Source organism: Paenibacillus sp. FSL M7-0802, assembly GCF_038004945.1.
In the GTDB taxonomy this organism is placed as follows: Bacteria; Bacillota; Bacilli; order Paenibacillales; family Paenibacillaceae; genus Paenibacillus; species Paenibacillus polymyxa_B.
Genome location: NZ_JBBOSD010000001.1, coordinates 5,889,576 through 5,915,527, shown reverse-complemented (window position 1 = coordinate 5,915,527; position 25,952 = coordinate 5,889,576). Strand labels below are relative to the sequence as shown.

The 25,952-nt window shown below is 42.5% G+C and carries 21 protein-coding genes and 2 pseudogenes; 18 read left to right on the top strand and 5 right to left on the bottom strand.

All coding sequences use genetic code 11. From position 1 onward, the window contains the following. Position 1 precedes the first annotated feature (1 nt). The 4 genes and pseudogenes from MHB54_RS26915 to MHB54_RS26900 all read left to right on the top strand — a co-directional run bounded on the left by MHB54_RS26915 (position 2) and on the right by MHB54_RS26900 (position 3,601). Positions 2–865, top strand: coding sequence for an ATP-binding cassette domain-containing protein (locus MHB54_RS26915; RefSeq protein WP_049828393.1), 864 nt, complete (start codon positions 2–4; stop codon positions 863–865). Continuing rightward, positions 862–2,091: a staphylopine family metallophore export MFS transporter CntE gene (cntE, locus tag MHB54_RS26910; RefSeq protein WP_340982059.1), complete on the top strand. Its 1,230-nt coding sequence runs from the start codon at positions 862–864 to the stop codon at positions 2,089–2,091. The genes MHB54_RS26915 and cntE overlap by 4 nt, the downstream gene beginning before the upstream one ends. A gap of 309 nt (positions 2,092–2,400) precedes the next feature. After that, a pseudogene (gene xerS / locus MHB54_RS26905) lies at positions 2,401–3,267 on the top strand (tyrosine recombinase XerS); the annotation flags it as partial. A gap of 121 nt (positions 3,268–3,388) precedes the next feature. Continuing rightward, positions 3,389–3,601 (top strand): zinc-binding dehydrogenase, encoded by a 213-nt coding sequence (locus MHB54_RS26900; RefSeq protein WP_023988655.1) that lies wholly within the window; start codon positions 3,389–3,391, stop codon positions 3,599–3,601. Here the strand turns inward: MHB54_RS26900 and MHB54_RS26895 are convergent. Then, positions 3,515–3,730, bottom strand: a complete 216-nt coding sequence (locus MHB54_RS26895; RefSeq protein ID WP_028541262.1) for a hypothetical protein — start codon at positions 3,728–3,730, stop codon at positions 3,515–3,517. The genes MHB54_RS26900 and MHB54_RS26895 overlap by 87 nt on opposite strands. 523 nt (positions 3,731–4,253) lie before the next feature. Continuing rightward, positions 4,254–4,553 carry an NAD(P)-dependent oxidoreductase gene (locus tag MHB54_RS26890; protein WP_179085403.1) on the bottom strand — a complete coding sequence of 100 codons (300 nt, stop codon included), beginning with the start codon at positions 4,551–4,553 and terminating at the stop codon, positions 4,254–4,256. Positions 4,554–4,710: 157 nt separating this feature from the next. Between MHB54_RS26890 and MHB54_RS26885 the strand changes: the two genes are divergently transcribed. The 5 genes and pseudogenes from MHB54_RS26885 to MHB54_RS26865 all read left to right on the top strand — a co-directional run bounded on the left by MHB54_RS26885 (position 4,711) and on the right by MHB54_RS26865 (position 9,286). Further along, entirely contained in the window at positions 4,711–5,295 is a 585-nt protein-coding gene (locus tag MHB54_RS26885; protein WP_023988658.1) for a TetR/AcrR family transcriptional regulator, read from the top strand. Positions 5,296–5,454: 159 nt separating this feature from the next. Next, positions 5,455–5,723, top strand: a pseudogene (locus tag MHB54_RS26880) (manganese catalase family protein); the annotation flags it as partial. 91 nt (positions 5,724–5,814) lie between these two features. Further along, the gene (locus MHB54_RS26875; RefSeq protein ID WP_023988659.1) at positions 5,815–6,246 is read left to right on the top strand and encodes an RrF2 family transcriptional regulator; all 432 of its coding nucleotides are present in this window, start codon (positions 5,815–5,817) and stop codon (positions 6,244–6,246) included. Between the two features lie 671 nt (positions 6,247–6,917). Then, a complete protein-coding gene (locus tag MHB54_RS26870) occupies positions 6,918–7,568 on the top strand; it encodes an FMN-dependent NADH-azoreductase (protein ID WP_305953850.1) in 651 nt (216 codons plus the stop codon). Between the two features lie 749 nt (positions 7,569–8,317). Further along, complete coding sequence (locus MHB54_RS26865; protein WP_264453757.1) at positions 8,318–9,286, top strand: LacI family DNA-binding transcriptional regulator; 969 nt, start codon at positions 8,318–8,320, stop codon at positions 9,284–9,286. A gap of 211 nt (positions 9,287–9,497) precedes the next feature. On the opposite strand, the gene rpoN is transcribed toward MHB54_RS26865, so the two are convergent. Next, positions 9,498–10,880 carry an RNA polymerase factor sigma-54 gene (rpoN, locus tag MHB54_RS26860; RefSeq protein ID WP_264453756.1) on the bottom strand — a complete coding sequence of 461 codons (1,383 nt, stop codon included), beginning with the start codon at positions 10,878–10,880 and terminating at the stop codon, positions 9,498–9,500. Between the two features lie 273 nt (positions 10,881–11,153). Here rpoN and MHB54_RS26855 point away from each other — a divergent pair, with 273 nt between their 5' ends. From MHB54_RS26855 to MHB54_RS26825, 7 genes are all read left to right on the top strand, one after another. After that, positions 11,154–11,975 (top strand): Cof-type HAD-IIB family hydrolase, encoded by an 822-nt coding sequence (locus MHB54_RS26855; RefSeq protein WP_068938406.1) that lies wholly within the window; start codon positions 11,154–11,156, stop codon positions 11,973–11,975. A 49-nt stretch (positions 11,976–12,024) separates the two neighbouring features. Then, entirely contained in the window at positions 12,025–14,805 is a 2,781-nt protein-coding gene (locus tag MHB54_RS26850) for a sigma-54-dependent transcriptional regulator (RefSeq protein ID WP_071558717.1), read from the top strand. Between the two features lie 201 nt (positions 14,806–15,006). Beyond that, positions 15,007–15,426, top strand: coding sequence for a PTS sugar transporter subunit IIA (locus MHB54_RS26845; RefSeq protein ID WP_013309476.1), 420 nt, complete (start codon positions 15,007–15,009; stop codon positions 15,424–15,426). Between the two features lies 1 nt (position 15,427). Next, the gene (locus tag MHB54_RS26840) at positions 15,428–15,910 is read left to right on the top strand and encodes a mannose/fructose/sorbose PTS transporter subunit IIB (RefSeq protein ID WP_023988665.1); all 483 of its coding nucleotides are present in this window, start codon (positions 15,428–15,430) and stop codon (positions 15,908–15,910) included. A 39-nt stretch (positions 15,911–15,949) separates the two neighbouring features. Continuing rightward, on the top strand, positions 15,950–16,720 hold the full coding sequence (locus MHB54_RS26835) for a PTS mannose/fructose/sorbose transporter subunit IIC (RefSeq protein ID WP_264453755.1): 771 nt from the start codon (positions 15,950–15,952) through the stop codon (positions 16,718–16,720). Positions 16,721–16,748: 28 nt separating this feature from the next. Then, a complete protein-coding gene (manZ, locus tag MHB54_RS26830) occupies positions 16,749–17,573 on the top strand; it encodes a PTS mannose transporter subunit IID (RefSeq protein ID WP_013309479.1) in 825 nt (274 codons plus the stop codon). Between the two features lie 163 nt (positions 17,574–17,736). Then, on the top strand, positions 17,737–21,351 hold the full coding sequence (locus MHB54_RS26825) for a GH32 C-terminal domain-containing protein (protein ID WP_413630575.1): 3,615 nt from the start codon (positions 17,737–17,739) through the stop codon (positions 21,349–21,351). 272 nt (positions 21,352–21,623) lie between these two features. Here the strand turns inward: MHB54_RS26825 and MHB54_RS26820 are convergent, their stop codons facing one another. Both MHB54_RS26820 and MHB54_RS26815 read right to left on the bottom strand, forming a co-directional pair. After that, entirely contained in the window at positions 21,624–22,598 is a 975-nt protein-coding gene (locus MHB54_RS26820; RefSeq protein ID WP_023988671.1) for a carbohydrate kinase family protein, read from the bottom strand. Between the two features lie 22 nt (positions 22,599–22,620). Beyond that, positions 22,621–23,655, bottom strand: a complete 1,035-nt coding sequence (locus MHB54_RS26815; protein WP_264453754.1) for a LacI family DNA-binding transcriptional regulator — start codon at positions 23,653–23,655, stop codon at positions 22,621–22,623. A gap of 506 nt (positions 23,656–24,161) precedes the next feature. Here MHB54_RS26815 and MHB54_RS26810 point away from each other — a divergent pair. Both MHB54_RS26810 and MHB54_RS26805 read left to right on the top strand, forming a co-directional pair. Continuing rightward, the gene (locus MHB54_RS26810) at positions 24,162–25,046 is read left to right on the top strand and encodes an ABC transporter permease (protein WP_264454836.1); all 885 of its coding nucleotides are present in this window, start codon (positions 24,162–24,164) and stop codon (positions 25,044–25,046) included. A gap of 14 nt (positions 25,047–25,060) precedes the next feature. Beyond that, positions 25,061–25,942 carry a carbohydrate ABC transporter permease gene (locus tag MHB54_RS26805; RefSeq protein ID WP_028541253.1) on the top strand — a complete coding sequence of 294 codons (882 nt, stop codon included), beginning with the start codon at positions 25,061–25,063 and terminating at the stop codon, positions 25,940–25,942. Positions 25,943–25,952: the final 10 nt, after the last annotated feature.

Genomic DNA, 25,952 nt, shown 5'->3' with positions numbered 1-25,952 from the left:
AATGGAACTGCTAGAACTTTCTGGCGTCACTCACACGTATGATTCTGCGAACAACTCTTGGTGGAAATCGAAACAGAAGTTGCAGGGAGCTGTCGTGAAGGATATCTCCATGACGCTGGAGGCAGGACAATGCATCGGTTTGTTGGGGGGGAGCGGTGCAGGCAAGAGTACACTCGGCAAAATCATGCTTGGCTTGCAGCGCCCTCAACGGGGCTCAGTACTTGTTGATGGTAAGGATATGTATGCTTGCGACAATCGAACGAAGAAACAGTTACGGAAGCATGTACAGGCCGTATTTCAGGATTGTTATTCTTCGGTAAATCCCAAGATGACGGCAGCACAAATCATCGGGGAGCCCCTGGACAATTTCGAGCGACTAACGAATGGGGAAAAGGATTACCGCATCGGCGAAGCTTTGGACATCGTCGGACTACCTGCAAGTGCCATGAACAAGCTGCCAAGACAATTAAGCGGTGGACAACTACAGCGCATTAACATTGCACGCGCCATGATCTCCAGACCCAGCTTTATCGTGCTCGATGAAGCTGTCAGCAGCTTGGATATTGCCAACCAGGTACATATTATCGATGTTTTACGCGATTTAAAGAAACAACGGGATATGTCCTACGTATTCATCACGCACAACCTGAAGGCTGCTTTTGCACTATGTGACCGATGGACTGTATTAGATCAGGGTAGCTTATGCGGTAGCTTCTCGACGATAGCCGAGATGAAGGTATCCAGGGAACCAGCAGTTAAGCAGTTGTTAGACGCCTCATTATCCGGACATCCGGAGTTGGGTACAATTCGGAAGGATAGGCCTTTCTATGTTGACGCAGGGCAGCGTAAAGGCGCCTGGGCATGAATCGAAGCAAAGATTTGCCATACGCTCGCAACGGTGCATTTTCCCCCGTGTTGCTACGCCTATATACCCTCACTTTTTTGTTTTATAGTGCTAACGCCTTCGTTCAGATGATATTGCCTCTCTATACGCAAAGCATTGGCTATGGAAACGACAAGATCGGTATGATCGTGGGGATGTATTTGCTAGTTAGCATGCTGCTGCGACCATGGGCGGGAATCGTCGTTGAACGATTCGGGATTGCCCGCATTCTACGTTTTATTCTGGCGGGGCATCTGTTAGTTTTGCTATTGTTTGTATGGCAAGGCAACGTTTCTTACATTATTGTCCGGGGTTTGCAAGGCGCTGTCGCCGCATTCTTTTCGTTGACCGTGCAGATGGCTGTTATGGACCTGTTGCCCGAGCGTGACCGTGCTCAGGGATTATCTCTATACTTGTTGTTTGGTTTGCTACCCTCGGTTATGATGCCTGCACTGGGATGGATCGCCTGGGAAAAAGCTGGACTGAACGGATTTTACGCAGGCCTTTTGGTTTTGGGCGCATTGACGCTCATCTCGGGCTATGGAACAGGAAGAGCCACGCAGCACATCAAAGCGGCAAAGCGTCCCGCGAAGCAAACGACAACCAAGCATGAAATAGATAGAAGCGCACGATCCACGCTCTGGAACCGTCACTTCATGCTGAGCAGCCTCGTGATGATGAGCGCAACGATTGGGTTTGGCGCGGTAACGGCGTTTCTTGCCTTGTATGTGATACAGACCGGAATCGGCAATGCGGGGGTGTTTTTTGCTATTCAATCGGGCGTGGTCGTGACAGCAAGATTTGCTTTCCGTAAGAATCTGCCTTCGGACGGGAACTGGCATTCCGTATATGTCGGCATGCTGTTGGTTTCGCTCACGATAGGTCTGGCACTTGTAGCTTTTGCCCCAGTAACAGGTAATGCATGGATGCTGTACGGGGGCGGTGCGATGATCGGCTATGGCATAGCTAATGTGTATCCTGTGCTTGCCGCTTACCTGAGCATCACACTCGGAAAAGAACGTCGAAAAGTATGGATGGGGTTATTTATCTCCATGTCCGATTTTGGAACCGTGATTGGTAGTCTCGTTCTAGGCCTGGTGGCAGACTCCGCCGGTTACAGAGCCATCTTCTGGATTTCTGCCAGCGTTTCTCTCTGCGTTGCCTTGTTTGTTGCCTTGAGTAGCCGCTGGATGAAGGCCCAGCCGTAAGATTAAGAGAACATACACTTACCTGATCAAGAATCGAGTTTAGCATTGGCATCGTTGAGAGATGGCAAGCTGCCAGTCATCGGTGTAAATTAGATATGGGGTAGGGCTTAAATCGTTCTTGGACGATTTAAGCCCTGTTTTGTTCGTCGGCAAATAAGTCTTGAACGTTCTTGAAGTGAATATCGCTAAGAACGCTCGATATTTTTTCTATGGATAAACGGTCCTGTTTTTGAACCCAGTAATGAATAATGCCTGTTATACCAGAGAGCAAATATTCAAGCGAAATCTCGAATCGTTCCAGGGTAGAATTTAGCTACTTTAGAGAAACTAACCATTCGTGAAGTGGAGAATTTTTTATCTTTTTTGGAGTATCAACTCGACAATACTAAGCTAACCATTAACCGTAAATTGTCCTCACTAAAATCCTTATTTGATTACTTACAGAATAAAGCTGAAATAAGTGACCTAGAGCCATATATCCAGCGCAATGTTATGGCCAAAATGGATTTAAATGTAGTTAAAGAAAGCCAAGAGACGATTGCCAATCGTATTGATGGGAAAATTCTCAGAGAAGACGATTTTGAGTCGTTTAGGTTATTTGTAGCCCATGATTACGGAAAGATTAATAAAGAGAATAAACATATTTTCAATTTCCATCAATTTAATCGTGAACGAGATACAGCCATTGTTTCCCTCATTTTAGGATCCGGTCTTAGGCTCTCTGAGGTTGCAGGCATTAACCTTGAAGATCTGGATATGAATAAAGCTTTAGTAAGTGTTATCCGTAAAGGTAATAAAGAACAATATGTGTATTTCAGCAAGCAAGCTTTACTGGATTTAGAAAATTATCTTCAGATCAGAGAATCCAGATATATTCCAGAAAGAAACGAAAGCTTTTTGTTTATAGCAGCTCCTGTTGGTCGCAAAGGAAAAAGCCGACGTTTAACGCAGAGATCCATTGAAAAACTGATTGAAAAATACACTATAGCTTTTGGAAAGCTGGCTTTAACCGTGCATTCTCTGAGACATTCATTTGCAACCCGTTATCACTTGGAGAACAATGATGTGCCTAGATTGAAAAACCAATTAGGACATTCCTCAATACAAACGACTATGATTTATACTCATTTAACTGATGAAGAAATGAGGAAAGCAGTTAATAATATGGATAAGTAATAAAGCTTAGTCATGTAATGACACAAAGTTTACCCTGTTCAAGGGGGAATGACACAAAGCTTCTCTATAGCGACTTAGTACCAGCTGTCATTGAGTGAAATAGGGGATAAACTTGTTGTCAATGTACAATTCTTTAGCACGTAAGAATCAAAATGAATATCGCTTTTTATTTGTGCAATCCAATGGAAGTCAATTACAAGATACCACTAAACTTGTTGAAAAAGAAAATATCAAGCCCTCTATAGATTCAACTTATACGTTTGGGGACATTAACAAAGCGTTGATTAAAGTGTCGACGGGTCACTCCCAAGGCAAAGTTGTTGTGACCTTCTAAATAATAATCGAGTCCCGCTTCATCCGGCATTTTGGCCATTTGCAAAATAGCTGTAACCCGCTCAGCCACTTCGATCCTTCGCTTGTGCTGTTCCGCAATCAATTCGCCCAGCGAATAAATGTTTTCCATCCATATTTGACATTTTGGGCAGCCTTTCTTTTAGTTAATTAATAGAGCAGGAACAGCGGTAAGAAAGGCAGGATACCGAGAATAATAATCGTCGTCGTTTCTAAGGCCGTCTTTTACCCGAATATGAGTCATGATACTGTAATACCCAAAAGGAGTGCGCCGGCTGCGGCAAAGCCGCTTTTCCAGAATCCCGCGTCTGTTAATTCTACAGAAACATGGCTGCCAATAATCCTTGTATAATCCATATTGTAATTGTCATTTTTCTCCTTATTTATTAAAAACAATCGGCATTTTTTTGTATATAGGCAGATTTACAAACAAAATCGTACAAGCATTTCGCAACGTTTTCCCGAGATACATTCATGCCTGACTTCGTATCACCGAACGAAATTCCATAGCTCTTGCCGTCTTGTTTGATATTCGGATTGATAATGCGTACGACAGTCCATTCTATGTTTGATTTGTGAACGGTCTTCTTTTGCTTTCACGGTAGGCGTCCCCAGTGTGACAAAACGTTTTTTATTTAAAGCCTGCATGGTTTGAATGATGGTTTCATGAGCCCGGGGATCGACAAATCCTTCACTTTTCTGGATTTATCCTGCGCCGGTCCAAGCGCGCTGATCACGGCGTCTGAATTTGTAAACGCATCTTTCATTTTGCGGTGGTCATCCAGGCTACCGACAACCACTTGTAAATTCGGGTGATTTTCAGGCAGAGCATCCGCTCTTCTTACATAAGCCACTACCTGGTCGCCGTGTGTTAAAGCTTCTTTTACGACCAACTTTCCTATAGCGCCGCTGGCGCCAAAAATTGTAATTATCATAACGTAGCCTCGTCTTTCATACATCTATTATTTCTACAACACTTGTTGTATAGTTATATTGTAAGTACTGGTAGCTAATGTTCAACCGATAAAATTACGTTTTTATCGGATATACGACATATGCAGTGAAATGTCTAAAAAGTGGAGGTGAGATGAGATGACGGAAAACAGGCTCGATCCACGTTTTGTACGTACACGCAGATTAATTATGGATGCATTTCTTCTCCTCTCAACGAAAAAGGATTTTAAGAATATCAGTATTAAAGACATTACATCAGAAGCAACGATCAACCGTGCCACCTTTTACTATCATTTTATGGATAAATACGATCTGCTCGAAAAAACACTGGAAGAACATCTAATGACGAACGTAATGAGAGAAATTTCAATACATGACCAGCTCAATGAAACGACGCTTGCCAGTGTATTTATGTCGGTTACTCAATTTCAATCTTCGCTGGCTTCCCAATGTCGAAAAAGCTTCGAATCATTTACTTCTGTAATAGAAGCGATAATTAAGAAAGAACTTGAGCAAGTATTTTTCGAGATGATGATGAATCAGAATGCAGGAGTCCGTGAGGAATCCGTTCGAATTGCATCTGTAATGTTAAGCTGGAGCATTTACGGGGCGGCCGTTAACTGGCAATATAACGATACAAGGCCAGCTGAAGAATATATCCAATTGCTGATACCTTATCTTTCTCAAGGGCTGAAATTTTTTATTGAGGAAGGTGTACGTTAGTTGTTCAATCAGACAAAGTAACGCTCTCTCTAAGAGAGATCTTCTTATGCCGAACAGTCTTTATTAAAGGGGAACTTAATCTAGGGACATATAGTCAACAAACAGGTCATTATGCTAACTGGGTACGTTAGTTAATAAAGCAGCGGCAGTCTAGTAGTCTTGTTCTACAACAGTGCAACAGGGGTTCCGTTCATCACGACCTACACGTGGCTAGAGGTGATCCACTGGCAGATTTGTATGAGTAAATAGCCGCCGAAGAAAAGGCCCAAGCTACATACCAGTGGCTGATTGACAAGACGGATGATGTGGATCTGTAAGACAGCCTCAAGTTTCTGCGGGAGCGGGAGATTGTGCATGCGCTGCGGTTTAAGGAGTCGGTGCAGATTATTATTGAATATACGGGAAAGAAAAAGGTATATATTCTTTAGCAGAACGAATTGAGAATATTTAAAGCTTATTATCAGTTCCAATTCAGTTTAAATAACCAATAATAACTAAACAGAGAAAAGGTGTGTTCATATGAGTACAGCAAATCGCGGAATCCACATTGGTCCTCCCCGTTTTAAAATAGCCGTTCATTCTGTCGTATGGCTAGCAAAAAGTAACAGCGTTTTATCTAGTGCAATGATTGCGAGTCAAGTTAAATCGCATGCTACATTCATGAGAAGAGTCATGCAGTCTTTAACCATTGCAGGTATCGTGGAGTCAAAAGGTGGACGTGAGGGGGGCTACATTTTACGAAAAGCTCCCAGTCTAATTACTTTAGGTGATATTTATTATGCAGTAAATACGGATATATCAGAATCTGATTTTGATATCGATTGTGGAGATGCCGCTAAACAGCTTGATCTTGAATTGGAAAAAATTCTGTATGAAACTGAACAGCACACTATAAAATATTTGAGTCAGTTTACAATCGATGATGTCGCTAACCGTATAGATTTACTTTAATTAGTAAAAAAATAAAAAACAGGCATAAATTTGTAATGTGCTGTTTCAAAGATGCATCTCAAAAGCTTTAACCAATGATGCTGCCTTAGTGGTTAAGAGTTAAAGATGTCGCCATATTGGCGACTTTTTATTTTCTTGCTGGATTTTGTTATAACAGTACACTGATCGCTCATCCCCACAATTGCGCATACTTGCAACTATTGTATATAGAGAACAGCACTGGTATGGTAATACCGGTTAAAGTATTAAAGGATACTACCAGAATAGACCCGTTCCCAATATCTTTTAGATAGTCATATAAATTTTGATGGTAAGTTCAATCAATAGACGAAAGTAAGTTATTTAAAACCCTAGTTGTAAGAAAAATGTTTAAAAGTATACCTTCTCATCGATCACGGTTAGTCATCTATAGATGTATTCAGATGATAGATATATATGGTTACGAATACTGTGAAAGGGCTCCCCCTCAAAACGCCATTGCTCCTACTGACCAAACAATCAGGTGTCACTCCTGTACTACAACGTTATAAAGCATATTATGTAACCTAACATTCGTACAGAAATAGGAGTTGAGATTAAGGAATAAATGAATTATAATGTGCTCATCGCAGTTGCATTTAAAAGTTTTAAATGTGCTTAAAAAAGGCACAATATGAAATGAACTGAGATAAATATCTTACTATAAGGGAGAAATTACTATGTCCAATGTACTTTTTATTAAAGCGAATGATCGTCCAGCAGATCAAGCAGTAAGTGTTCAGATGTATGAGACTTTTCTCAAGACTTATAAAGATACCCATTCGTCTGATGTAATTACTGAACTTGATTTGTTCGTAGAGAACCTTCCTACTTATGGGAATACTGTGATCACAGGCATCTATAAATTAAGTCAAGGTTATGAACTTACGGCAGAAGAGTTGGAAGCCACAACAACGTCCAATCGTTATCTGGATCAATTCCTTGCCGCAGATAAAGTAGTCATTGCCTTTCCACTCTGGAACACCATGGCACCTGCACCGTTGGTCAACTACATCGCTCATATCTCCCAGGTTGGCAAAACATTTAAATTTACTGCTGAAGGTCCTGTTGGTCTTGCCGGTGATAAAAAAATCGCATTGCTAAGCGCACGTGGAGGAATGTACTCGATAGAGCCGATGGCATCCTTCGAATCAGCGGTTAAACCAGTGAAGATGAATCTTGGCCTTTTCGGAATTCAAACTACCGATGTTATTATTGAAGGACATAATCAGTACAAGGATCGTGCAGAAGTGATTGTAAAAGAAGGACTTCAAGAAGTAGCCAAAGTAGCATCAACGTTCTAAGACACTTTCCAGGAAGGCTTTACCTGTTTGGCACCAGCGGCTCTATTGGGCAAATGTTGATACGGCAAGCACTTGAGAAATGTGCTCTTGTAAGGCCTATATACGCAAATCTGCAAGCCTATTCTAGAAGATAAGAAATATAATTTTGCAGACACTATTTAAACGTAAAGGCAGCCGATTATCGGCTGCCTTTACAAATTTAACGTGATCTCTTCGATAAATTGGCAAATGGGACTAAAGAAACGGTGGGCACGTAACTTTTAATAACGCTATTCGTGTCTTTCGGGGGAAATTTAGGATTAACCACTAAAACAAGAAGGATAGAGATGAATATGAACAGATGTAGAGGACAAGGACGTATATCTAATGGAATCCACACTGGCGCTTCAGCTCGGCAGGGAAGATAAAAAGCTTTTATAAAGGCCGTGGGCATTTGTAGTCATGAAAAGGGCAAGCTCGAGGAGCAAATCATTTTTCTGACGGATGTACTGGAGAGAACGCTTGAGCAAGCATAGGCATATTTCCGGAACAAAAATTGATACAGATTTTAACCGTTCTCTCTAATGATAATTTTCATCACAAGCCTTGTTTTTTAGATCCGCATACAACTGACAATAGAGCTTCATTAAAGCGAAGACATTCTTTAGGAAGCATGAAAACAGTCAGCAAAAAAAGCGTTTCAAACATAATTGAAACGTTTCCATCTTAGTGTTATTATAATTTTCATAAAGAGAGATAGGGGGAGGGAGATGCCAAGTATTAAAGATGTAGCTAACATAGCTGGCGTAGCTGTGGGAACGGTGTCCCGCGTTATTAACAACTCGGGCTCTGTAAAACCAGAAACACGCAGGAAAGTGGAGAAAGCTATACAAGAACTGAATTATTTTCCTAATGAAGTCGCTCGAAATTTCAAGATGAGGAAATCCAAGATGGTAGCCTTGCTGCTTCCAAGTATCTGGCATCCTTTTTTTTCTGAACTGGCTTATTACATTGAGGATGAGTTGGATAGGGAAGGCTTTAAGCTCATGTTATGTAATAGCGGCGGCAAGCCCGAAAAGGAACTATATTATCTGGATATGCTACGGCAAAACAAAGTGGCTGGTATTGTCGGCATTACTTACAATGATATAGAGAATAGCGTAAGCAATGACATTCCGATTGTAAGTATTGATAGGCACTTCAACAAAAAAATTACCTGTGTGACCTCCGATAATTATGAGGGAGGGCGTCTGGCTTTGAGGGAGCTTGTTAAAGCGGGAGCCCAGAAACCGGCTTTTATGGGAAGCGTCACTTCCGTTTTCAGTGAAACCATGAATCGGAGAAAAGGTTTCATTCATGAAGCGCAAACATTGGGAGTCGATTATGTAATCTACGAGAAGCCCGACCCTATAGTGGACGACGATGCCTATTTTAACGAGTTCCTAAATGAGCACCGCGATGTGGACGGCACTTTTGCTATTACCGATATGTTAGCCGCCAGCTATATAGAAAGAGCGCGCAGGGAGGGCATTCGCGTTCCAGAGGATGTAAAGGTTATCGGCTACGACGGGATTCAGGATCATCCTTATTTTCATCCGATATTGTCTACAATCAGGCAGCCAGTGGAGGAGATGGCACGTATGACAATCAGATTACTTTATAAGAAAATCGAAGGTGAAACTTTAGATCAGCAAGTGTATCGTCTCCCCGTTGTCTTCAAGCAAGGCGAAACTACATGATTTTATTGAAAAATATTAGCCTCATTCTTTCGATTCATAGTGTGGATCTACTAACTGACGTTTTTCTTACAGCAAATTGGAAACGTTTCAAAAGTGAAAACATCCTAGTTCAAGAAAGGGGGTGTAATGGTGAATTCAAGAACTAGCGAGTCGGATCAAGGCTTTCCTGAGACGTTGCCTGTCTTGCTGCATCGCCACTATCTTTAACCATTCAAACTTCAAACTTTTTTCTTTTGGCAGAAGAAAGATATCTTAGTTCTTCTCGATATTTCGCCACGGTTCTGCGTGATAAATGCAAACCTTCCTTTCCCAGCAGGGTAGTAATAGCCTGATCCGATAACGGTTTTTGCTTGTCCTCATCATCTATCAAATTTTTGATACGCTTTTTTGCACTCTCCGATGAAGCAGCATCTCCGTCCGCTGACGTCAAGGAGGAAGTAAAGAAGAATTTGAGTTCGAACAATCCGCGAGGCGTCTGTATAAATTTATTACTGACCGCCCTGCTGACCGTGGATTCGTGTAAGCCCGTCTTTTCGGCAATCTCCTTTTGGGTGATTGGTTTGAGGAAATACACGCCATGCTCAAAAAAATCCTGTTGCTTTTCCACAATGGCCTTGGCAACCCGTAGAAGGGTCAGCCGACGTTGCTTCAGGCTATTGATCAGCCATTTTGCCGTATTCATCTTCTCATGGATAAAAAGTTTGGTTTCACTATTCGGTAGATCCCGCATCATTTGCTGGTAAAAAGGGTTGATCTCAACCCGCGGCGCACTAATGTCATTAATCAGGACAAGATATTCGCCGTTGGCTTTTTCGACCGTGATATCTGCTATGATGTATTGCTGCTCTTTATGAGCAAATGCTGCGCCCGGGCATGGATTTAGCTTGCGAATTCGATCGGCCATCTGTATAACCTCTCGCCTACCGATTTCAAGAGCATCCGCAATTTTTTGTATCCGATTGTTTGCCAGATCAGCCAGATGGTTGCTTACCATTCTGACTATGCATTCATCATCCATGCCAGCAAGCTGGAGCTGGAGAAGAAGACACTCTTCCAAGCTGTAAGAGGCGATCCCCGGTGGATCAAAACTCTGTATCACCAAGAGCATATCCTCAATTTCGGCTATGGGAACGTCCACTAGTGAGGCGACTGTTGGAACATCAAGTTCTAAATATCCCATTTCGTTCAAATTGCCAATGAGGTACCGTGCCACCATACGCTGTGAATTTGTAAGCCCACATACCAGTCCAAGCTGCCTGTTCAGGTGTTCAAACAGGGTATCATTCGGATTGGGAACAAAATCCAGAAATGTAACGGGGTTTGCTTGCTGGACCGATGGATATTTTTCTCCGCCACGATAATGTTCAAGCAGATCTCCTTGATCTTTCTGTGAAAACCGCTCTGCTTCTTCTTTAGTACTGCCTATGGACATATTAAACTCCGGCAAATCAATGACTGGATTATTGTTCGCCTGTTCATGCAGAAAGGATATTAAATCAGCCGAAGAATATTGCAAAATCGTGATTGCTTGTCGCAATTCGGGCGTCATAACCAGCTTGAATCCTTGTTCCTGTTGTAATCCATATCGTATCATTGACTTATTCAAACTCCTTTTCCATACATTTCCGGCACAAATTCACAGTCAGTCATTTATGAAAGATCTACTTCTCTATGCCTATGCAATTCTCCTGCCTAGATGTTAACGTTACCGAGTAATTTTATCTGATAGAAACGATTCAAAACAAGCCAAAGCTTGTCGTAATAAGTAACAGTTATTATGTGTGTTGTATTTTTGGTTATATACACTATCTTTCTTGTATACTCATTCATTGAATAACAAAATACACTGGAGCTGGAGGAATCATTTATGGAAACTTATAAAATTGTCTGCATTGATATTGACGGGACGCTGCTTAACTCGGCGCATCAAATCACGGAAGCAACCAAAGAAACCATTCTCCAGGTTATAAATGATAAGCAGATTCCAGTGGTTCTTGTCTCTGCGCGAATGCCAAAAGCAATTATTCCATTGCAGAAGCATCTTGGTATTTCGGAGCCTCTCATATGCTACAGTGGGGCACTTGTTATAGATAAACACGGGAACAAGCTGAACACCCGTTATATAGATAAGAAAATGACACAGCGTTTGCTTGACAGCCTGGCTGCCTATGATCTTCACGTAAGCCTGTATAAGGATGATGAGTGGTATATTGAGCAATTGGATGCATGGGCGCTTCAAGAACGTGACATCACCAATATCGAGCCTCGCATTTATAGTTTTTCTAAGCTTACCAATGGTTGGAGGGAAGAGACTGATGGAACCAGTAAAATTTTGTGCATGGGTGATCCCGAAGAGATCAGACGCGTCCTTCAAGTATTGCGACCCGTATACGGCGAAGAAGTAAATCTCTACTTATCCAAGCCTACTTATCTGGAAATCATGTCAAAAAAGGCTTCCAAAACCGCAGCCATTCAAATTCTGCTAAAAGAGTACCAACTGAAACAAAGCGATTGTCTGGCTATTGGTGACAACTACAATGATATCGACATGCTGGCCTTTGCAGGACTTGGCATTGCCATGGAAAATGCTCCCCTTGAGGTCAAAGCTGCTGCCAACACCGTTACTCTTTCGAATGACGAGGATGGAGTAGCTCATGCGCTGAAAAACCATATTCTGTTCCCTAAATAAGCAGGTTGAAATCAATTTCCAATGACTGATTCAGGCTGGAGGAATACAGGTGAAAAGAATAGATAAGATTTTAGAGTATATTGCCGAAAGCACCAAGAAAATTTCCAAAGAGGCTTTATTTGCGGGGGAAGGGATTACGGCTGCGGAAATTGCTGATGATCAAAAGATGTTGAGAAACAATGTGAGCAAAGAGTTGAATAATCTGCTGCGTGACGATCTAATCCTTAAAATCAAAGGAAGACCGGTCAGATTTCTGCACAAGCAAATTATCGAGGACACCTTTCGGGTTCGGCTGAAAGAGAAACAAATTGAGGTCAAAAGCATCAAAGAGGTATTGCTGCCTGACGAACAGGTCGATCCGTTCCATGCCTTGATCGGTTTCAGGGGCAGTATGCGTAACCAGGTTGAGCAGGGGAAGGCAGCGATTCTGTATCCTCCTAGAGGTCTGCATACCCTGATAGTCGGGCAGACGGGTGTTGGAAAAACTATGTTTGCCAGGTTGATGTACCATTATGGCAAGTATATGAAGCGGTTTTCAGAGCATGCGCCATTTATCGTTTTTAACTGCGCTGATTATTTCAATAACCCCCACTTGCTACTTTCCCACATCTTTGGTCACGTTAAAGGGGCGTTTACAGGCGCTGATCATGAAAAAGCAGGGCTGGTGGAGAAAGCTGACGGAGGCATCCTGTTTTTGGATGAGATTCACCGTTTACCCCCGGAAGGCCAGGAAATGATTTTCTATTTCATGGATACTCACACCTATAACAAATTGGGCGAAACGGATCGAAAAAGAGATGCGAGTGTGTTATTGATTGGAGCTACGACGGAGGATCCCGGATCATCCATGCTGAAAACCTTCATTAGGCGCATACCCATCACAATCAATATCCCTTCCCTTCAGGAACGTGCAATTGAGGAGCAAATGCTGATTTTGAAGCATTTGTTTGCTAACGAGGCCAATAGGGTAAACAAGCCGATTAGGATTGAACCAGAGGTAGTAAGAGCACTGATCGGCAGCGTCACCTACGGCAATATCGGCCAGTTAAAGTCGAACATCCAGCTGGTATGCGCTAAAGGTTTTTTAAACAGCATACATGAAAACAAAGAAGAAATAGGACTTGATTTTAAAAACCTGCCGGGAAATATCCGAGATGGTTTGTTTAATATTGATAAAACGCAATATAAGATGAAGGAAATCGGATGTATTTCCTCGTGCCTATACATTACTCCTGAAGGAAGAAAAGCTTTGGATGAAGAGGTTGTTTCCGAGCTGCCGTTTAACCTTTACAAACTAATTGAAGACAAGATTGGCATGCTGAAGGAAGAAGGGCTAGACGACGCCTACATCCACAGATTTATTGCTACGGATGTCAATATCCATATTAAAAGCTTTTATAACCGTTTTTATAACACCAAGGGGAGCAGGGAACGAATTCTGAAAATTGTGGACAAAGACATCCTTGAATTCTCCGAGCAGATTAAGGAAATGGCCAAAAAGGAACTAAACCGAATTTACAGCGAGAGATTCGTGTATGCTTTCAGTCTTCATTTAAGCGCCTTTTTCAAGCGCACCAGAGAGAAAAAATACGGTGATGCACGAATCTATGAACCGATGAATGAACATGATGAAGAGTACAGACTGGCCCAGACTATCAAAAGTTTGATCGAGTCTAAGTTTGGTGTACATGTACCGGAGGCCGAAATAACTTATATGGCGATTCTTCTGAAATCTGTTGAGGAAGAACGACAGGGTAGTGTGGGAATTATTGTGGCAGCACACGGTACCAGTACAGCGAGCAGCATCGTCGGCGTCGTAGACAGCTTGCTGGGCAGTTCTAATCTTTGTGCTGTTGATATGCCTCTCGATGTCAGTCCTAGGGAAATTTTGGAGCTTATTATCGATAAAGTAAAGAGCATTGACCGTGGTAGAGGCGTGTTGCTGCTGGTTGATATGGGCTCTTTGCTCAATCTTGAAGAAACTATTATGGAACGTGTTGGAATCAATGTAAAGACTATTGATATGGTTTCAACTCCGCTCACGCTGGAGGCTGTCCGAAAGGCCAGTGTTTTTGACATGGGGATAGAGGAAATATACCAATCGCTAAAGGATTTCAGGGGATATAACAATAGCAGCGCCGCAGTGAAAGTAGTTCATAAGGCAATTGTGACGGTTTGCTCCTCCGGCAAAGGTGCAGCGGTCAAATTGAAAGAGTTTGTAGAGAAAATTGTCTGCGATTTGACGGATGAGGAAATACTTGTTGTCCCGGCAAACGTAAGGGAGTTGGATAAAGTGGTCCAGGATATGCGGTCTAAGCGAACAATTCTTGCTGTGATTGGAGTAAAACGGCCAAGCGAGCCGGAAATCCCGTTTATTCCTTTGGAAAAGCTGATTGAAGCAAGCGGTGAGCAGACATTGAGAGAGCTACTGCTGAATAACAAACAGATCCCTGCTGTGGATCAAAGTGTAGTCGTCAGGGAGTTATGCGAGGAAAGCCTGAAAGAATTTATGACTTATTTGAATCCCCACAAAATTCTGGGAATGGTGATGAGATTTGTGCAAGAGCTGGAACTTGGATTAGAAGTCAAATTTGATTATGCAACAAAAGTCCAAATTTCTACTCACACAGCTTATGCGCTGGAACGTATGGTTATTCGCGATGGACTTGTTTATCAGGGGGAAGTGAAACAGCTCGACCAGCACATATTCGAGGTGGTAAACCGTTCATGCAGCATATTTGTTTCTGGTATGAATCTTACTCTTTCTGATGACGAAAAATATTATATTTGCGAAATGTTGAGCGAAGTATATAACTTTATTCCACAGTAATGGCCAAAGAGTATAAAACGCTTTCATATGTGTATGAAAGCAGTGGAGATTGATAAATAATGATCTGTTCAGACTGGAAAAAACCTCCGACGCAACGGGGGTTTTTTTGTTGTTTACAAAATTCCCTCTGATCTATACAGAAGTTTGGCACAGAACTTGCATCATAGATATATGTGGAGAGAAACAAAGGGGGTGAGACAGATGATCGGTGTAATTGTTGGGACACACGGGAAATTTTCTGAAGAAATACTGAGGTCAACAGAAATGGTTTTCGGCCAATTGGATAATGTGGCAGGTGTTACGTTTGAACCAGGTGAAAGTGTCAGCGGACTTGTAGAGAAATATAAGGCTGCGTTGGCATCGCTGGATTGGACGGACGGTGTTATCTTCCTTGTTGATCTATTCGGCGGCAGTCCTTATAATGCTGCCAGCCGAATTGCAGTTAACCATGAAAAAATGGATATTGTGACAGGAGTAAACCTGCCAATGATCGTTGACCTTCTTGCAAACAGAGGGATTGAACAAGTGGAGAATTTGGTAAATCTAGCGATACATGCGGGGCACGATTCCATGATGTCTTTTCGTGCCATTCGAAACAGTCAATTAGAGGAGGAATTATAGAATGGAAATTGCATTAGTTCGTATTGATGACCGTCTGATTCACGGTCAGGTGGCGACCGTTTGGGTGAAAGAAGCGAAGTGCAACAAGATCATCGCGGTTAGCGATGAAGTCGCAGCGGATACATTACGCAAAACCTTATTGCTTCAGGTGTCGCCGCCTGGAATTAAGGCGTATGTCGTAACGATTAACAAAGCGATAGAGGCTTATAATAACCCCAAATACAGTGATTTTAAAACATTGTTCCTCTTTACCAACCCTACGGATGTACTGCGGGTTGTAGAAGGGGGAGTACCCATCCGCTCGGTGAATGTTGGAGGAATGTGTTTTAAGGAAGGAAAGACACAGATTACCGGGGCGGTATCCGTAAACCAACAGGATGTAGATGCATTTCGTAAGCTGCATGAAAGAGGCATTGAGCTGGAAATCAGAAAAGTAGCCAGTGATCCGAAAATCAACTTGATTACCAAACTGCAGGATTTGTGATCGTAAATACCAGGCGGCAACTAGAGAGGAGTTATAGAAATGACTGTTTTTCAAATTGTGATGGTAACACTGGTAGCGGCCATATGTGGCATGGGTAGCGTTCTAGATGAAGGGCAAACCCATCGTCCTCTGATTGCGTGTACGTTGATTGGCCTTGTCCTTGGTGATCTCAAAACTGGCATTATACTTGGCGGTACTCTGGAATTAATGGCTTTGGGATGGATGAATGTAGGAGCATCCATGGCACCAGACGCTGCTCTAGCCAGTGTGGTTTCAACCATTTTGGTCATCGTCGGCCATCAATCGATCGGCGCCGGAATTGCCGTTGCGATTCCAATTGCAGCCGCCGGACAAGTGCTTACCATTTTTGTCAGGACGATTACTGTCTTCTTCCAGCATTTAGCTGATAAGTATGCGGAATCTGCAAATTTCAAAGGAATTGAGCTATGTCACTTTATTGCCTTACTTTTGCAAGGTCTGCGCGTTGCTTTGCCCGCTGTTTTGGTGGCAGTTGCCGCAGAAACGGGCCTGGTGACTGCTATGCTTAACGCAATTCCGGAGGTTATCACAAGAGGACTACAAATTGCGGGCGGCTTTATCGTAGTCGTAGGGTATGCGATGGTCATTAATATGATGGCAGCCAAATACCTGATGCCATTCTTCTTTCTGGGCTTTGTCATTGCAGCTTTTACCGGCATTAATCTGGTTGGTTTTGGGGTCATTGGCGCGGTTCTGGCTCTGCTTTACATCCAGCTGAGCCCAAAATACAACCAGCGTAATGAGAAGATGGAAGAAATTGAAGAGTTATAGTAACTACCTGAAGGGAGAGGAGAGCACTATGAAAGAAAAGAAGCTGACTAAAAGTGATTTAAATAAGATGTTTGTCCGTTCATGCTTCCTGTTAGGCTCGTTCAATTTTGAGCGAATGCAGTCGATCGGTTTCTGTGTCACCTTGATCCCTGCGATTAAGCGGCTGTACAGCAAGAAAGAAGATCAAAAAGAGGCATTGAAAAGACATCTGGAATTTTTCAACACTCAACCGTTTATCTCGGCGCCTATTATGGGTGTAACGGCTGCGATGGAAGAGCAGAAAGCAAGCGGCCAGCCGATTGACAATGCCACCATAAGTGGAGTCAAAGTCGGTTTAATGGGACCCCTTGCGGGAGTGGGTGACCCCATTTACTGGGGGACTTTACGCCCGGTTCTGGCTGCACTCGGAGCCTCAATCGCCTTATCCGGCAGCCTTGTCGGACCGGTTCTTTTCTTCCTTCTCTTTAACACCGCACGCTTGGCAACGAAATGGTACGGTCTGAAATACGGTTATCACAAAGGTACGGAGATTGTCTCCGATATGTCTGGAAACCGGTTGCAAAAACTCACGGAGTCAGCCTCCATACTGGGGCTTTTCGTTATGGGCGCACTTGTTTCCAAATGGACCACCCTGAATGTGCCGCTGGTGGTATCAAGATATGTGGGAACGGATGGAAAAGAGGTTATTACGACCGTTCAGATGATTTTGGATCAATTGATGCCCGGACTTTTACCACTATTATTGACCTTTTTATGCATGAGGCTACTGAAAAAGAAAGTGAACGCAATTGCTCTGATTTTTGCTTTATTCGCAGTAGGCATTATTGGGTACGCATTTGGGGTTTTGGCTTAAAACGTGCCGGTCAGGGAGTCATCCTTGGCCGGACTTTGTCGGATTTTTGTGACCAAAACAGCGTAAACATAAGATATTGAGTTATAGAGATAAATGTAAACGCTTTATTTGTGGTGTTAAGAATAACACTAGGTGTTCAAAATATTAAAATAGGATGTGAAAGATGGTGAAGAGGAAGTTAAGTATGCTGCTTATTTGCTTTATGGTATTTAGTTTACCGTTAACTCCCGCCTTTGCAGCGGATCTTGGTTATTACGATGAACCTTACCGTAATCAGATTCATTTTTCGCCTGAGGCTAACTGGATGAACGACCCGAATGGAATGGTTTATTATAAGGGTGAATATCATCTTTTTTACCAGTATCATCCTTATGGGACGAAATGGGGACCGATGCATTGGGGGCATGCGGTGAGCAAAGACCTTATTCATTGGAAACATTTACCGATTGCGTTATATCCAGATGAAAACGGTCAGATTTTCTCGGGAAGTGCTGTGATCGATTGGAACAATACAGCAGGGTTCGGAAAAGAAGCGATGGTTGCGATCTTCACTCATTCCGGGGATAACGGCCAGGTTCAAAGTATTGCGTACAGCTTAGATAGAGGCAGAACCTGGACCAAGTATGAAGGAAATCCGGTAATGCCGGATCCCCCGATATCGGATTGGCGAGACCCTAAAGTATTCTGGCATGAAGACTCCAGACAATGGGTGATGTCTTTGGCCGCAGCGAATAAAGTAATGTTGTATACTTCCCCCAATTTAAAACAGTGGACCTATGCAAGCGAATTTGGTGAAGATAACGGAATACAGGCCAACAGTGTGGATACCACTTCGTACGCTATGTCTTCACAGGAAGGCGGTTCATTCACCTATGAGGGAGATATTACTCTTAATAAAAAGAATGGCAGGGAAGGCTCAGGAGGTCTGGTTTTTCGTGCTGACAAGAATGCGAAAAACGGTTATGTCGTCAGCCTGGATGCCAAAAATGATGTCGTTACTTTAAATAAGAATGTCGATGGATCGAATACAGAAATTGCTAGCAAGTCTTTAACCCTGGGAACCTCATCAACTTACAACGTGCAGGTAGACGTATATGGTCATGACATTCAGGTGTTTATAGATAATCAGTCTGTAATTAAAGAAACGGATACTGAATTTGATTATGGTTATTACGGTCTGACCGCCTGGAATTCAACAGCTTCCTTCCGAAATGTGAATTTCAAGAACACCTCTAACTTTGCAACCAATCTATCTAATTGGACAGCTGTAACCGGCCGGTGGGAAGATACCATGGAGGGGAAAAGCGGTACATCTGCAGATGATGCTTTTATCATAAGTGGTAAGACTGGGGACAACTTTATATATAATGCGATTATAGATTTGTCAGAGGGAGGAGATGAAACAGGATCACTTGTTTTCCGGACGGATGCTGATGCGAAAAATGGATATATGGCGAGTATCGATGCTTTAAACGATAAAGTGAAAATTGTGAAAATGGAAGACGGGAATAAAACGGTTCTGGCTGAAACCACAGTAACGCTGGATACTTATCAAAGCCATGATTTAAAAGTGAGCACATTTGGAACAAATATAAAGATGTATCTGGACGGAAATCTCATTCATGATATCGATGATGCAACCTTCCTGTCCGGCCATTTTGGATTACATCTTTTGCACTCTTCTGCGATATTTCAGGATGTTCAACTGGGTAGAAATATCATGACCGATGAGAAAGAAATCATCAATCATGATTTTGAAACAGGCGATTTAACCGGATGGACGGTGACCCAGGGTGATACTTTTTCGAATGATCATGTATCCAGTGAAGCGACTTATTGGGGTGGACCCTTCGGACATGAGGGGAATTATCACTTGTGGGGATATTCCAAGCTTCACGAGGGAGATGAAGCAACGGGTGAACTGCATTCCTCCTATTTTAAATTAAGCGGATCCGGAGAAATCAATCTGTTACTAGGAGCAGGCGATGATGGCGACAATACCTATGTATCATTGGTCAGAGCAGCCGACGATCAAGAATTGATCCGCCAGGCCAATATAAAATTTAATGAAGAAAAATATTCAAAATACGTATGGGACGCGTCCAAATATATTGGTGAAGTATTATATATCAAGGTAGTAGACCATGCCAAAGATGGTTACGGTCATATAAATGTTGATGATGTTAATGTTTATAATGAAGGGACCATATCGGATAAAGTTGACCAGGTTGCAAAAGAGCCGGAGAAAACAGATATGAAACAAAGCGGTCTCCTCACAGATTGGTCCGCTGTTTCTGGACAGTGGATTCCTTCCACAAACGGCAGCATCGGAGGAGTATGGGAATGTCCTACGTTAGTCGAATTGCCGGTTGATGGCGATCCTTCAAAAAGAAAGTGGGTCCTACAGGTAAGTATAAATGATGGTGCTCCGGCAGGCGGATCGGGCATGCAGTATTTTGTAGGCAGCTTTGACGGTAAAACGTTTAAAAATGAAAATACTTCCGATAAAGTGTTATGGACTGACTATGGCGCTGATTTTTATGCTGCTGTGGATTGGAGTGGAGTAGAAGGGAAGAAGGGTGAGAAATATTGGCTCGGCTGGATGAGTAATTGGAAGTATGCCAACGATACACCCACCTCAACGTGGAGAAGTTCAACAACACTGCCGCGGAAGATGGAGCTCACTCAAACCACAAAGGGTCTACGTTTAAAACAAACCCCTATTTCGCTAAAAAGCATTCGTGACAGAGGGGATCGTATATCGTATACCAATAAAATGATATCGGGTAACAGCCATCTTCTTTCTAATTTATCAGAAGATACATTTGAACTGATCGCTTTGTTTGATGTATCGGATACTAAGGCAACAGAATTTGGCTTCAAGATCCGTGAAGGAAGTGATCAATATACTACTGTCGGTTACGATGTCTACAACGAACAATTATTTGTAGACCGGACTCATTCAGGAGATTTCGATTACGGAAGTAGTGTAGTTGGCAAGCATGAGGGACCATTACAGGCAAAAAACGGCACGGTTAAATTGCAGGTAATTGTTGATAGATCAGCTGTAGAGGTGTTCGGTAATGATGGTACGACCGTGATTACCGATCAGATATTCGCGGATTCTGCAAGCAAAGGATTAAAAATTTATAGTAAGGGCGGAAATGTGAAGCTGAAATCTTTGGACCTATATCCTCTAAAGAGTGTATGGAAAGAAAAGAACTCTTCTTTTAAATCAAACTTATCAGGTTGGACCATCGTTAACGGGAACTGGGCGGACACCATTCATGGAAAACAGGGACAGAGTAAGGGAGATGCTTTCATAGTATCAAAAGTGACCGGCAGGAATTTTGTATATGAAGCCAATATAAACGTGCCAGATACAGATTCCCACCCCGGTAATTCTGAAAAAGATTTGATAGATAACTCCATTGGAGCAGGTTCATTGGTTTTTCGTTCTGACTTAACTGCAAAGAATTCGTATGCAGCAAATGTTGATATAAAAAATAATATTGTAAAATTAATTAAATTTGTTGATGGAACCGGATATGAAATTGCGACATATAACAATGATGGAAAACTGGATTTACAGCCAAATACAGATTATCATCTCAAAGTAGAAGCGCAAGGCGACATCACTAAGGTTTATTTGAACAATAAATTAGTTATCGACACAAAAGATCAAACTTATAAAGAAGGAAACTTTGGTCTCAATGTATGGGATACAACGGCTTTTTTTAATGAAGTTAAAGTGAAACTAAAACATAAAGATGAATGATTAAAATCAGGCTAAGTGTAAATTGACTTAATGCAACCACTCTATTTGTATAGGCTTGGTTGCACAATTTTTGGTACTTCGCGAATAATTTTTTCTTTCATTTGCGATATAAAAGTTTTCATTTTCATCGACCAAGCTTTTCGTCATTCATTGGAAGGTGCCCTGATCAGCAGCATCTTTCCAATGAACGACGGATCACTACATAAAAAAGTGTCCAGCAACCTTAGAGATCGTCGGACACCTTTTGCAGTTCTTACGCTTCATTCCTTGATTCAACCTTGCGCTACGAAACGATTAACTTCTTCCAACGACGGCAAGGCTGCAATCGCTCCAACTTTAGTGCACACGATGGCGCCAACTTGATTGGCAAGTGTCACAAATTCCTGCTGCTGCTTCGCGTTAGAGGTAAATGCCTTAGGCTGACTCAACTGGCTGATTTGATACAGCATTGCTCCGACGAAGGCGTCTCCGGCACCAGTAGAGTCGATCGATTTAACAGCGATACTGCCGATTAACGAACGGGAGGCACCACTTGAGATGAGGGTTCCTTCTTTTCCTAAGGTAACTGCCACCGTCTTGGCTCCCAACCCATGCAAAAGATCCAATGAAGCATCGCGGTCAGCCAGCCCTGTAATGATGTTTAATTCCTCTTCGCTTACCTTTACCAAATCCGCATTGTGTATTCCTCTTCTGGACAGTGTGATAAATTCCTCCTGCCTGTCTTTCCAGAGGTCTCCCCGGTAATTGGGATCAAAGGAGGTGAATTGCCCATTGGCCTTCGCTCCATCCAATAAAGACAAATACGCTTCTCGGAAAGGATCGGCGAGCAAGGCCGTTGCCGAGCCAAAATGCAGAATGGCAGCCTGCCGGGTCCATTCTCTATTAATGTCCTGCAGAGACAGTTGACGGTCAGCTCCGCGGTTGAACACGAAATCCCGTTCGCCGTTAGCGGCAAGGGAAACAAAGGCCAGTGTAGTCGGCGTTGCCGGATCAAAAAGGAGCATGGACGTATCCACATGCTGCTCATCCAGAGTTTGCTTCAGGTACATGCCAAAGGGATCGGCTCCGACTTTTCCCAAGAATGACGCTTTTCCTCCGAGTTTGGCTACGGCTGCGCTTACATTTGCCGGAGCACCGCCGGCCTGCTTGGAGAAATGCTGACCCTTGGCAAGATTGACATCAATATCCGTGCAGAAAAAATCAATAAGCAGCTCGCCCACACAAAGAACCGTTCCGTCATTTTTCACATTAATTCACCTCTTGGTAGATTTAGTTTAGAACAGGCGTCGAGTCCCGGTATACGATATCCGTTGCAACATGAGTCACTCGGTATGGCATGTTATTGTCTTTGATTCTGGACAATAACATTTCGGCTGAAATAATACCCATCTGACTACTATAAATATGCACGGTTGTAAGATGAGGCTCGACAACCCGGGATTCCGAAGCATCATCGAACCCGCAGACAGCAACATCTTCCGGAACTTTAATCCCTTTGTTTTTCAAAGATTTGATCACGCTGATGGCAATGAAATCATTGGCACAAATAAAGACGGAGGGACACTCCCTCAGGGCATCCAACTGCTGTTCCATCCAGTTCTCCTCTATAAAGAAGTTGCGGTCAGGCGCTACAATGCTATGAGCAGGATCTACGGCGATTCCTGCTTCAGCTAAGGCCTTATTAAATCCGGTCCAGCGTTCATTGAAGCTTTTGCAGTGATTGTAATCGCCTACAAAACCGAAGCTTTCATAGCCATGATTAATTAATTTCCGGGTAACACAGTATGTGCTGTGTTCATTTTCCATTAATACCAGATCCGCCTTCAATTCTGGATACATCATATCCGCAGCGCAATCAATAAAAATGGTTGGGATGCAAAGATCTGTGATCATCTTGCTGTATTCCTTGCTGAACATTTCGATGCAGAAGATGCCAGCCACATTCGAAGATTCGAAATTGCCGGGCAGGGTCATCGAATTGATATCGTTCTCACGGACAAAATAAATGGATAATGTATAGCCCTGGTTGCTGATTTCCTTCTCCAGCCCGCTGATCAGTAGCGATCCAAAGTGTGAACTATTGGGAAGATTACAGGTCAAAAGTGCGATATTGCCCTGTTTTTCAGAGGCTGTTTCCATATAAGAAAATTGTTTGTATTTAAGCTCCACTGCCTTTTTGATCACCTTGTCCCTCGTTACGGCAGGAATATTCTCTACTCCATTAAGCGCCTTGGATGCAGTGTTTCTAGAAATCCCCAAGGCATCAGCGATATCTTGTATCGTAACCTTTGACTTTCTCGTCATTTTGTTCACCTTATTCTCCGAATTAAGATTCTCCATATTTCTAAATATATAGTATTTTCATGTTTTTAACAATGAATTTATTCAAATGAACAATAAAAATTTACATTTGTTTATTTATATCGTGTGTTTTTGATGTATTTTTGCTAAAAACATTATAATTATCTTGAAATATGCTTTTTGAATGAATTTATTCACCCGAAATATATTGACTAATTAAATATACATCTGCTAAATTGTAAGAGTAAAAAGTGTTCAAATGTAAATTGTAAACCCATTCATTTTGGGGATGTGTAAAATTCTAGTTCTGTTGGAGGTGTGGATATTACAAGCAAGTATTTGAAAACATCTTGGTGAATTATGTCAGAGAGGTGACATAACATGGCTTATATTTTGTGTCGTATAACAAGCCGTGAACAGTAGGAGGGAAAACATTGGGGAATTCGATCGTTCAAAAAAGGGGACTAAAGGCTTCAGAAACAAAAAAAAGAAACCATTGGTTAAGCTACATGGTTCGAAATTATATATTGTATTTGTTTCTGCTTCCGTCCATGATTCTTACCGTCATTTTCAAGTATATTCCCATGTACGGCTCGATCATTGCGTTTAAAAATTTCAGCCCAAGAAAAGGAATCATGGGCAGCGAATGGGTTGGATTTGAACATTTTCAGCGCTTTCTTTCATCACCAAATTTTTATGACATTTTAATGAATACGCTTAAATTAAGCGCTTACGGTCTTATTCTCGGTTTCCCAGTACCGATTATTCTGGCCTTAATGCTAAATCTGATCAGAGGAGCGAAGCTCAAGAAGAATATTCAGCTTATTGTATACGCACCTAACTTCATCTCGGTTGTTGTTGTTGCCGGTATGCTGTTTGTTTTTCTATCGCCAGCTGGAATAGTGAACGCTTTGGTAACAACCTTCACCGGCAAGCCGATTTCTTTTATGACTGATCCCGCCTATTTCCGAACGGTATATATTTTGTCCGGTATATGGCAAACAGCGGGCTGGTCCTCTATCATTTATGTGGCCACCTTAGCCAATGTGGACCCGCAGTTGCATGACGCTGCAACAATTGATGGGGCTTCATTGATGAAGAGAATCTTCCACATTGATCTGCCAGCTCTTAAACCCGTCATGGCCGTCCTGTTCATTCTCGCTGCAGGAGGTATTATGTCGATCGGCTATGAAAAGGCTTACCTGATGCAGACGGCTCTGAACACACCAACCTCGGAAATCATCGCGACTTACGTATACAAGGTGGGGTTGCAATCCGGCGATTATGCTTATTCTACGGCAATCGGGTTGTTCAATTCCGTAATTAATGTAGTCCTGTTGATTTTCGTAAATACCGTCGTCAAGAAGCTGAACGAAGGAGAAGGGCTGTATTAAAGAAGGAGGTATTTATGGATATTCATTACACCGGGAAGGACCGGATTCTGCTCATTATCAATTATATTCTACTTGGTTTTTTTGTTCTCGCTATTCTGTTACCGCTGGTCTATGTGGTGCTTTCGTCCTTTTTAACTCCAAATACCCTGATTACCAAAGGGTTTGCCATTACATCATCAGACTGGACACTCACGGGATATGCCAAAATCCTAAGCAACAGTGCCATGATCCGCGGTTTTTTTAATGCTATTTTTTATTCAGCAGCCTTTGCGTTCGCAACCGTATTATTTTCCGTCTTCGCGGCTTATCCGCTTGCGATTGAAGAGTTGGTAGGGAAACGGTCCATTATGATCTTTTTCCTGATAACGATGTTTTTCGGTGGGGGTCTGATTCCTACCTATCTGGTGATTAAGGATTTAGGCATGTTGAATACGGTCTGGGCCATTATTCTGCCCGGCTCGATCAGCGTATTCAATATTATTCTGGCAAAGACTTATTTCCAGGGACTTCCGAAAGAGCTGTTCCAGGCGGCGAGTATAGACGGAGCTTCCGAGCTCAGTATTTTCTTTAAAATCGTTCTGCCGCTTTCCAAGCCTATTATTTTTGTTCTAGCTTTATACGCTTTTGTCGGACAGTGGAATTCTTATTTCGACGCCATGATTTATTTGGATGATCCGAAGCTGTTTCCGCTTCAACTGGTACTGCGCTCCATTTTGATACAGAATCAGGTTCAGCCCGGCATGATTGCCGATGCGATGGCACAAGCGGAGCTTAAGAAATTGTCTGAAATGATTAAGTACTCTGCCATTGTCATATCAAGTTTGCCTTTGATTGTCATGTATCCATTCTTCCAGAAGTATTTCGAAAAGGGTGTCATGGTAGGTTCGATCAAATAAAAAACCGGGG